Raw genomic sequence first — 7,807 nt, forward strand, 5'->3', positions numbered from 1 at the left:
TTTTAAAAGTAATGGGAGGCGGCTCAGTTGCGAGCCAGCACCAGACGAGGTGGGGCAACGATGCGTCGACCCTCTTCAGCAATCATCAGGCTGGTGTCCACGTCTGCGCCGTACAGATCATTGAGGAACTGGCTGCTGAGATTTTTCCCGTCACCGTCGAAATGAATCCGTCCGCCTTTAAGCGCCACGGCGCGAGGGCAATAGCGCACGGCGTAATCCACCTGATGCAGGGTGACGACTACGGTCTTGCCGTCAGTGCGATTGATATCGGCGAGGATTTCCATGACCTTGCGAGCGGACTCAGGGTCCAGCGAAGCGATAGGCTCGTCAGCGAGGATCACCTCGGCACGCTGGGTCAACGCCCGGGCAATGGCGACTCGCTGTTGCTGGCCCCCCGACAAGGTCGAGGCACGCTGTGCGGCCAGATCCACAAGACCGACGCGGTCCAGTGACTGCAAGGCGCGTTGTTTTTCTTCGGCATTGAACAGGCCGAGATTGCCGCGCCAGCCGGGCATGCGTCCCAGGCAACCCAGCAGCACGTTATCGAGCACGCTGAGACGGTTGACCAGATTGAACTGCTGAAAGATGTAGCCGATATCGGAACGCAGCTTGCGTACCTTGCCGTTGAGGCGGCCAGCGGCCTGCACCTCTCGGCCCAGCACCTGCACGCTCCCGCCATTGCCACGATCACAGCACGCCAGCCCGGCAAGGTGACGCAACAGCGTGGATTTGCCGGAACCCGAGGCACCGATCAGGGCGACCATTTCTCCGGGTTGTATAGACAATGCCAGATCAACCAGCGCGGGCTTGCGCGCAAAAGTCTTGTTCAGACGCTCGACATGGATGGCTGGGTTCATGGGCTTCTCTGTCTGGTTGTTGTGAGTTGCAACTGACAGTAGGCCTGGGGTGTTTCAACGGGGTGAACTGGAAGTGACGGTTGAGTAACCGTTTTGTGAAAGGTTGAGGTGTCGCAAAAAGCTTCCGGCGAACGCGTCAACAGCTGGAAACAGTACTGCGCGGCTCGCGTTCATCCGCACGACTAGCCTTCGGTGACCTGATGTCCAGTCGGTGCACTAACCGTTTACTTTATGCGTACAAGACAGGCATAGAATTCGGAACCCGGTTTGAACCAGCTAAAGCCAGATGCCGTAGCGCAAGCGCAAAAATATCTGGGGCTGGTACAGCACAAATGGTAGCTTTGCGCCACCTACGGAGAGACTTCATGAAATGGTATTCACTGGCGCTAGCCATCACCGCCCTGCTCCTCAGCGGCGCCGCCCGCAGCGAGATATTCAAATGCACTTCGCCTGAAGGCAAGGTGAGCTTTGCGTCAGTCCCTTGCAGTGAAAACAACGCTGCGACGTCCGTACAAAGACAAGGCCCACCCAAAATGCTGCGCCAGGGTGAGCCCGTGGATCACGCGCACAAGATCAATCTGAAGGCCACCGAGTTCCTGAGAGTCAGCGGGCGGACCAAGGTCACTGTCTATGAGACGGAGAGCTACAAGCAATATCAAAAAAATCGCCCGCCTGCGCCGACTGCGAAATCGCTGTGCGAAAGTCCGCGGTATGACAGCCAGTGTTTTGATCCTTCGGGCGGACAGTCAGGGAAGAAAGGGAAATAAATCCTCAGGACCGCCCGGCCGCGCTACAACGGGCTACTTCCCACCCAGCCCCGAAATCAACGCCTTGTTGAACCCTGCCGGATCCTCCATCTGCGGTGCATGCCCCATCCCCGGGAACTCAACCAGTTTGGCGCCGGGGATCATCTTGGCGACTTCTTTACCCAGCACTTTGTAGTTACCCAGTCTGGCCTTGAGCTCCGGCGAAACGATGTCGCTGCCGATGGCTGTGGTGTCCGCATCGCCAATCATCAATAAGGTCGGAACCGTGAGTTTCGGGAACTCGTAAAACACTGGCTGGGTAAAAATCATGTCGTAGATCAGCGCCGAGTTCCACGCCACCACTTCCTTGCCCGGCCCGTTGCTCAGACCGGCAAGCATGTTCACCCACTTGTCGTATTCAGGCTTCCAGCGGCCTGCGTAATAGGTGTTCTGCTCGTATTTGCGAATACCTTCGGCCGTGACCTTCAGCTCACGCGCATACCATTGATCCACGGTGCGATACGGCACACCCAGGGCTTTCCAGTCTTCCAGACCAATCGGGTTGACCATGACCAGTTGTTGAGTCTGCTGCGGATACATCAGGGCATAACGGGTGGCGAGCATGCCGCCAGTGGAATGACCAATGATGGTCGCCTTGTCGACGCCCAGTTTGGCGAGTAGCGCATGGGTGTTAGTCGCCAGTTGCTGGAATGTGTATTGGTACTGCTCGGGTTTGCTGGAAGTACAGAAGCCAATCTGGTCTGGCGCGACCACACGATAGCCCGCGCTGCTCAAGGCCTTGATGCTGTCTTCCCAGGTTGCGCCGCAAAAATTCTTGCCATGCATCAGCACCACGGTCTTGCCGTTGGCCTTGCCTTGGGCGGCGACATCCATGTAACCCATTTCGAGCTTTTTACCCTGCGACTCGAATTCGAATTTGCTCAACGGATAGGGGTATTTAAAACCCTCAAGTTGCTTGCCGTAGCTGGGCGTGTCAGCCATCGCCCCGACGGGCAGCGTTAGCGCCAGCATGAAACCGGCAATAGGTGCGGCGCGCATGTGCAATCTCTCCTGAGCAAAAATATTCAGCCCAAGGTGATACACCGCGCCTAGTGTTGCGGGCAAGTGATGAAACATGAAGTAAGAGTTAAGTGCGGCTCCCCAGTCGGAGCAGACAGGGAGCCGCACTCAGATTTGAATCAGAGAATATCCAGCGGATAAGTCACGATTACCCGATGCTCATCGCTGTCACGCTGGGTAGTGACCTGAGTACGTAGCGAGGCATGCCGCAACTGGATGCCGAGCTTTTTAAGAGGCCCGGATTGCACCACATAGCCCAGCGTCAGGTTGCGCTCCCACTCCTTGCGATCACCGTCCGGCGTACGGATGTTGGAGCCGCTTTCGTACATGCCCAGGAACGTCAGCCCCGGAACGCCAACCTGAGCGAAGTCATAGCCGTAACGAACCTGCCAGGTACTTTCACCGGCACGCTGGAATTTGCCGATCATTGATTCGGTCATGAAGTACGCGCTGGAACCGTCACCCTGATTGAGCCAGACCGCATCGCTGTCGCCGCTGACTTGCTGGAAACCGGCAGACAGGCTATGACCGGCAATCATATAAGTGAACAGCGCACTGGAAAGACGGCTGTCAACTTTGCCTTTGGTGACGCCATCGCCGTAATAACCGAACGTGTAGAACGCCGGATCATTGCCATTGGCGCCATCAGAGCTGTTGTCGAAGTAACGCAGGTCCGAACGCAATACGCCTGGCCCTACGGGCATGTCGTATTTCAAGCCGAGAAAGTGTTGTTTGTAAAAGTCTTTCAAGTTGCCGTAGTAATACTGAACGGTCAGGTCTTTAGTCGGTTTGTAATCCACACCGCCGTAATAGAACTTGTTAACGAACTCGCCGCTCACCGCGTTATTCGCGCCAGGTATCGACATCCCCATCTGGTTACTCGACCCACGACCTTTCACATGTTCCAGTTGGCCGAGGGTAAAGGTGAAGTTATCCAGATCTTTGGATTGAACCTGACCGCCATTGAAAGTCTGTTGCAGCATGCGGTCGGTGGAGATCACCACCGGCAGCATAGGCACCAGTGTGCCGTAGCGGAACTCGGTTTTGGACACCAGTGCCTTGGCGGTCAGGCCAATGCTGCCGAACTCATCTACCGCCCGGCCATCGCTGTCGGTGGGGAACACGTTACCGTTGAACGCCGTGCTGGTCGGGTTGTAATGGCGGCCTTTACCGGAATCCAGACGAATACCGAGCATGCCCAGCGCGTCTACACCGAAACCTACAGTGCCCGGGGTATAACCGGAACGGAAATCGAAAATGAAACCCTGGCCCCACTCCTGAGTGTAATTAGGATCCGCAGTACCACTGCGGTTGTCCGCGTTACTGAAGAAGTTACGCGCCAGAACACTGGCCTTGCTGTCTTCGACAAAACCGGCACTGAATGCCTGTTGGGCCATGACCATTCCACAAATACCAGCCACCACGCGGGGTGAGCGATAAATAAGCTCCATCGAGATATCCTTAGCTGTAAGTAAGTGTTGTAAGCAGTCAGGAGTGGGCAGTGAGTTTCTTATTATTTCGAAGCAGTAGATTGAGTAGCAGCTAACAACTTGACGGGCGCCAGGCGAACTAAAACCAGTAATGCGATAACACCCAGTCCGGCACACATCAACAAACCAACACCCACCGAACGCGCCAACGCATCACGCGCCAGCTCCAGTAGTTGATGACTGCCACCAACGGCCAGGGTTGAATTGAGTAAAACCTGCGGGTCGATATAGCGAGCCAGTTCACCCTCCTGGCCCGCCGCCAGAAACACTCGATTCAAATGGCTCACGTACAGCAGGTTGACCAGCACGCCCATGGCCGCAGTGCCCAGCAAACCACCGACCAGTCGCAATGACTGGGTCAAGGCAGTAGCGATGCCGAGAAACTGCCGCTCAGCCAGGGTCTGGGTGAAGACGGTCAGGTTGAGCAAGATGAATCCCAGACCCACACCGGCCAGCAGAATCAACATCAGCAAGGTATTGAAAGAAGCCTGTCGCCCCGCTATAGACAGCCCGGCACAGGCCAGCAGCAACGCGACGAACCCGGCCAGCGGCAACAGATTGGGGTTACGCAGCCGGGTCACGATACGGCTGTTGACGATCGCGCCAAGCGTGATACTCAACGCCAGCGGCGTAATCAACAAACCAGCGTCCTTGGGCGAGTATCCGTAGCTGCCCTGCAGCAACAGCGGCAGGTAAAACAGCAAGGTAAACATGATCGCGCCGGCCAGCATCGACAGCAAAAAAAGAATGCGCAGGCTCGGCACTGCAAACATCGCCGGGGGCAGTAATGCGGATTTGCAGCGACGCTCCCAGAACCAGAGCGCTGCGACAGAGAGCAGGCAAATCAAACCCAATGCGGCGCTTAATGCCGTGCTGGAATGCCCCATCCACTCAGCCCCCAGTTGCAGGCTGCCCAATGCCAGGGCGATCAACAAAGCACCCAGCCAGTCCAGCCGAATCCCCGTCACCTGCACCGGCCGGTAATACGGCAGATAACGCCACGCAAAAAACAGTGCCAGGCAACCCAGCGGCAAATTGAGATAAAACACCGAACGCCAGCCATAAGCCTCGGTCAGGAAACCACCCAGCCCGGGACCAATAGCGTTGACCACGCTGAACAGCGCACTGAGCATCATCTGCCAGCGCAGTCGTTGCCGGGTATCCGGGAACAACTCCGGAATACAGGCGAACGCGGTTCCGATCAGCATGCCGCCGCCGACACCCTGCAACGCGCGGCCGATGACCAGCACCAGCATATCGTTGGCCAAGGCGCAGACCAGCGAAGCAAGGGTGAAGACGATGGTCGCGGCGATCACAAACGGCTTGCGACCGTAGTAATCGCCAAGCCTGCCGAACACCGGAATGGTGACAATCGAGGTCAGCAGATAACCCGTGGCGACCCAGGCGTAGAGCTCAAAACCTTGCAGCTCGGCGACAATGCTCGGCAAGGCGTTGCCGATCACCGTCTGATCCAGAGCCGAGAGCATCAGCACCAGTGAGATCCCAAGCATCGCCAACAAGGCTTGCCGGAAACTCAGCGCGCTCACCTGGGTCGTCATGCTCGCGCCTCAGCTCAATGCGGCAACGGCGGTGGCGATTCGCGAACAACCCTCTTCCAGGGTTTCCAACGCCGTGGCGATGGACATCCGGAAGAAAGGTGCCAAACCATAGGCTGTACCGGCTACAACTGCTACGCCCTGGCTTTCCAGCAAATACATCACCACATCGGCGTCGGTTTCCAAAGGCTTGCCATCGGGTCTGGTTTTACCGAGCAATGCCCCACAGTTGACGTACAGGTAGAACGCGCCGTTGGGTTTGAGGCAGCTCAGGCCGTCGATGGCGTTGATCCATTCCAGACAGCGGTCGCGACGTCGCTGGTAAACCACCACGCTCTCTTTTACAAAAGACTGATCACCGTTCAGCGCAGCCACCGCCGCCGCCTGACTGACAGAACTGGCGTTGCTGGTCGACTGCGACTGCAAGGTCGCCATGGCATTGATAAGGTCAGCCGGACCGGCCGCGTAGCCGATACGCCACCCCGTCATGGCGTACGTCTTCGAAACGCCATTGATCACCAGCACGCGATCACGCAGCGCCGGTTCAACGGTCAGGATGTGAGCGTTGGGTGCATCGTCGAAACGAATGTGCTCGTAGATGTCATCGGTCATCACCAACACGTCGGGGAAATCCAGCAACACGTCGGCCAAGGTCCGCAGCTCTTCAGCGCTGTAACTGGCGCCGGTCGGGTTGCTGGGTGAGTTGATCAGCAGCCAGCGAGTGCGCTCGGTAATTGCGGCACGTAATTGCTCTGCGGTGAGCTTGAAGCCGTTTTCTTCCGGGCAGGCCAGCGTCACCGGCTCGCCTTCGCAGGCCAGCACCATGTCCGGGTAAGACACCCAGTAAGGTGCAGGAATCAGCACTTCATCCCCTGCCCCGAGGGTCGCGGCAAACGCGTTGAAGATCGCGCTCTTGGCACCACTGGTGACGACCACTTGCGACGCCGGGTAATCCAGGCTGTTTTCACGGGCCAGTTTGGCGGCGATGGCTTGGCGCAGCTCAAGGGTGCCGGCGTTCAAGGTGTAGCGGGTTTCGCCATTTTCGATGGCGGTGCTGGCGGCTTCGCGAATGTGTTTTGGGGTATCGAAGTCGGGCTCGCCGACGACCAGGTTAATGATCGATTTGCCCTGGCGACGCAGTTCGTTGGCACGGTCGGCAGCGGCGCTGCTCGGCGAAGGTTTGATGCGTTGCACGCGGGCGGCGATGCGGGAGGCGTTCAAGGTGGTGATCCTCGGAGGTGACATTCGAGGCCCTACGTTACGAGGCTGCATCCTTTAGCAGATAAGACAGTTTCGTTCTGGGTTAATAGGAAGTGCTTATGACCGGGCATGGATCACCTATGCACCAAAATGGAACAAGCCATACTTTACTGTACGTTGGGCAGGCACAATTGGCCGTGACGCGTCTGGTCATAGCAAAGGCTTATAGTTTTGGGGTAGACCTTTGGGAATAGGTATTCACATAACTTCTGTATTTGTGTACATATTCGTTACTGTGTTATGGCGGATATTGGTTGCGCTTTTACAGCGCCTCACTTTTGATGGAGCGCAAAAGTAAGCAAAACGCTCTTGCCCCACCACTTGGTGCCTCGCCTAGGCTCGGCATGCCCGTAATCCGACCTTGCTGCGTGGGGCCGCCGCCACCGGCCATCCATGGCCTGAGGCGGCTAAACCGGCATCCCTGCCGGTTCACCCCACACAGCAAGGTCGAATTCCGGCCGGCGTGGTTTAACGGGGCGCTTAAGATCAAAATCAAAAGCAGATCAAAAGCAGCGGTTCCCCGCGGACCGGTAGGAGCGAACTTGTTCGCGAGACGCCACCACATCCAACGCATTCGATGTCTGACACACCGCTTCGCAGCCTTCGGCAGCTCCTACAGATGCCCGGCAACCCCGCACAACCAGGTCGGCTGTCAGGCCGCCGCGCTTTTGATTTTGATCTGAGGCGCCCCGTTAAATCACGCTGGCCGAACGCAGATTCTGAAGCGTGGGCAACCCGGCAGGACGCCGGGTTAGCCGCATTGGGCCATGGATGGCCCGTTGCGGCGGCCCACGGTTCAGGATCTGCGGGCGGGTACA

At 57.4% G+C, this 7,807-nt stretch carries 6 protein-coding genes; 1 reads left to right on the plus strand and 5 read right to left on the minus strand.

The genetic code is table 11. The features are described 5' to 3' along the window. Positions 1 to 23 precede the first annotated feature (23 nt). Entirely contained in the window at positions 24 to 857 is an 834-nt protein-coding gene (gene phnC, locus KDX30_RS17345; protein WP_099268295.1) for a phosphonate ABC transporter ATP-binding protein, read from the minus strand. A 365-nt stretch (positions 858 to 1,222) separates the two neighbouring features. Between phnC and KDX30_RS17350 the strand changes: the two genes are divergently transcribed. Next, entirely contained in the window at positions 1,223 to 1,624 is a 402-nt protein-coding gene (locus tag KDX30_RS17350) for a DUF4124 domain-containing protein (RefSeq protein ID WP_231677021.1), read from the plus strand. 33 nt (positions 1,625 to 1,657) lie between these two features. Here the strand turns inward: KDX30_RS17350 and KDX30_RS17355 are convergent, their stop codons facing one another. The 4 genes from KDX30_RS17355 to KDX30_RS17370 all read right to left on the minus strand — a co-directional run bounded on the left by KDX30_RS17355 (position 1,658) and on the right by KDX30_RS17370 (position 6,950). Next, positions 1,658 to 2,662 (minus strand): alpha/beta fold hydrolase, encoded by a 1,005-nt coding sequence (locus KDX30_RS17355; protein ID WP_231677015.1) that lies wholly within the window; start codon positions 2,660 to 2,662, stop codon positions 1,658 to 1,660. A gap of 140 nt (positions 2,663 to 2,802) precedes the next feature. Then, positions 2,803 to 4,134, minus strand: a complete 1,332-nt coding sequence (locus KDX30_RS17360) for an OprD family porin (RefSeq protein WP_027901502.1) — start codon at positions 4,132 to 4,134, stop codon at positions 2,803 to 2,805. Positions 4,135 to 4,196: 62 nt separating this feature from the next. After that, positions 4,197 to 5,732, minus strand: a complete 1,536-nt coding sequence (locus KDX30_RS17365) for an MFS transporter (protein ID WP_231677016.1) — start codon at positions 5,730 to 5,732, stop codon at positions 4,197 to 4,199. 9 nt (positions 5,733 to 5,741) lie between these two features. Further along, a complete protein-coding gene (locus KDX30_RS17370) occupies positions 5,742 to 6,950 on the minus strand; it encodes an aspartate transaminase (protein ID WP_231677017.1) in 1,209 nt (402 codons plus the stop codon). Between the last annotated feature and the right edge of the window lie 857 nt (positions 6,951 to 7,807).

Source organism: Pseudomonas quasicaspiana (assembly GCF_021147825.1).
GTDB classification, from domain to species: domain Bacteria; phylum Pseudomonadota; class Gammaproteobacteria; order Pseudomonadales; family Pseudomonadaceae; genus Aquipseudomonas; species Aquipseudomonas quasicaspiana.

Excerpts from the sequence above, each read along its gene's own strand:
- phnC (WP_099268295.1), bottom strand. The coding sequence starts at position 857 with ATGAACCCAGCCATCCATGTCGAGCGTCTGAACAAGACTTTTGCGCGC.
- KDX30_RS17350 (WP_231677021.1), top strand. The coding sequence starts at position 1,223 with ATGAAATGGTATTCACTGGCGCTAGCCATCACCGCCCTGCTCCTCAGC.
- KDX30_RS17355 (WP_231677015.1), bottom strand. The coding sequence starts at position 2,662 with ATGCGCGCCGCACCTATTGCCGGTTTCATGCTGGCGCTAACGCTGCCC.
- KDX30_RS17360 (WP_027901502.1), bottom strand. The coding sequence starts at position 4,134 with ATGGAGCTTATTTATCGCTCACCCCGCGTGGTGGCTGGTATTTGTGGA.
- KDX30_RS17365 (WP_231677016.1), bottom strand. The coding sequence starts at position 5,732 with ATGACGACCCAGGTGAGCGCGCTGAGTTTCCGGCAAGCCTTGTTGGCG.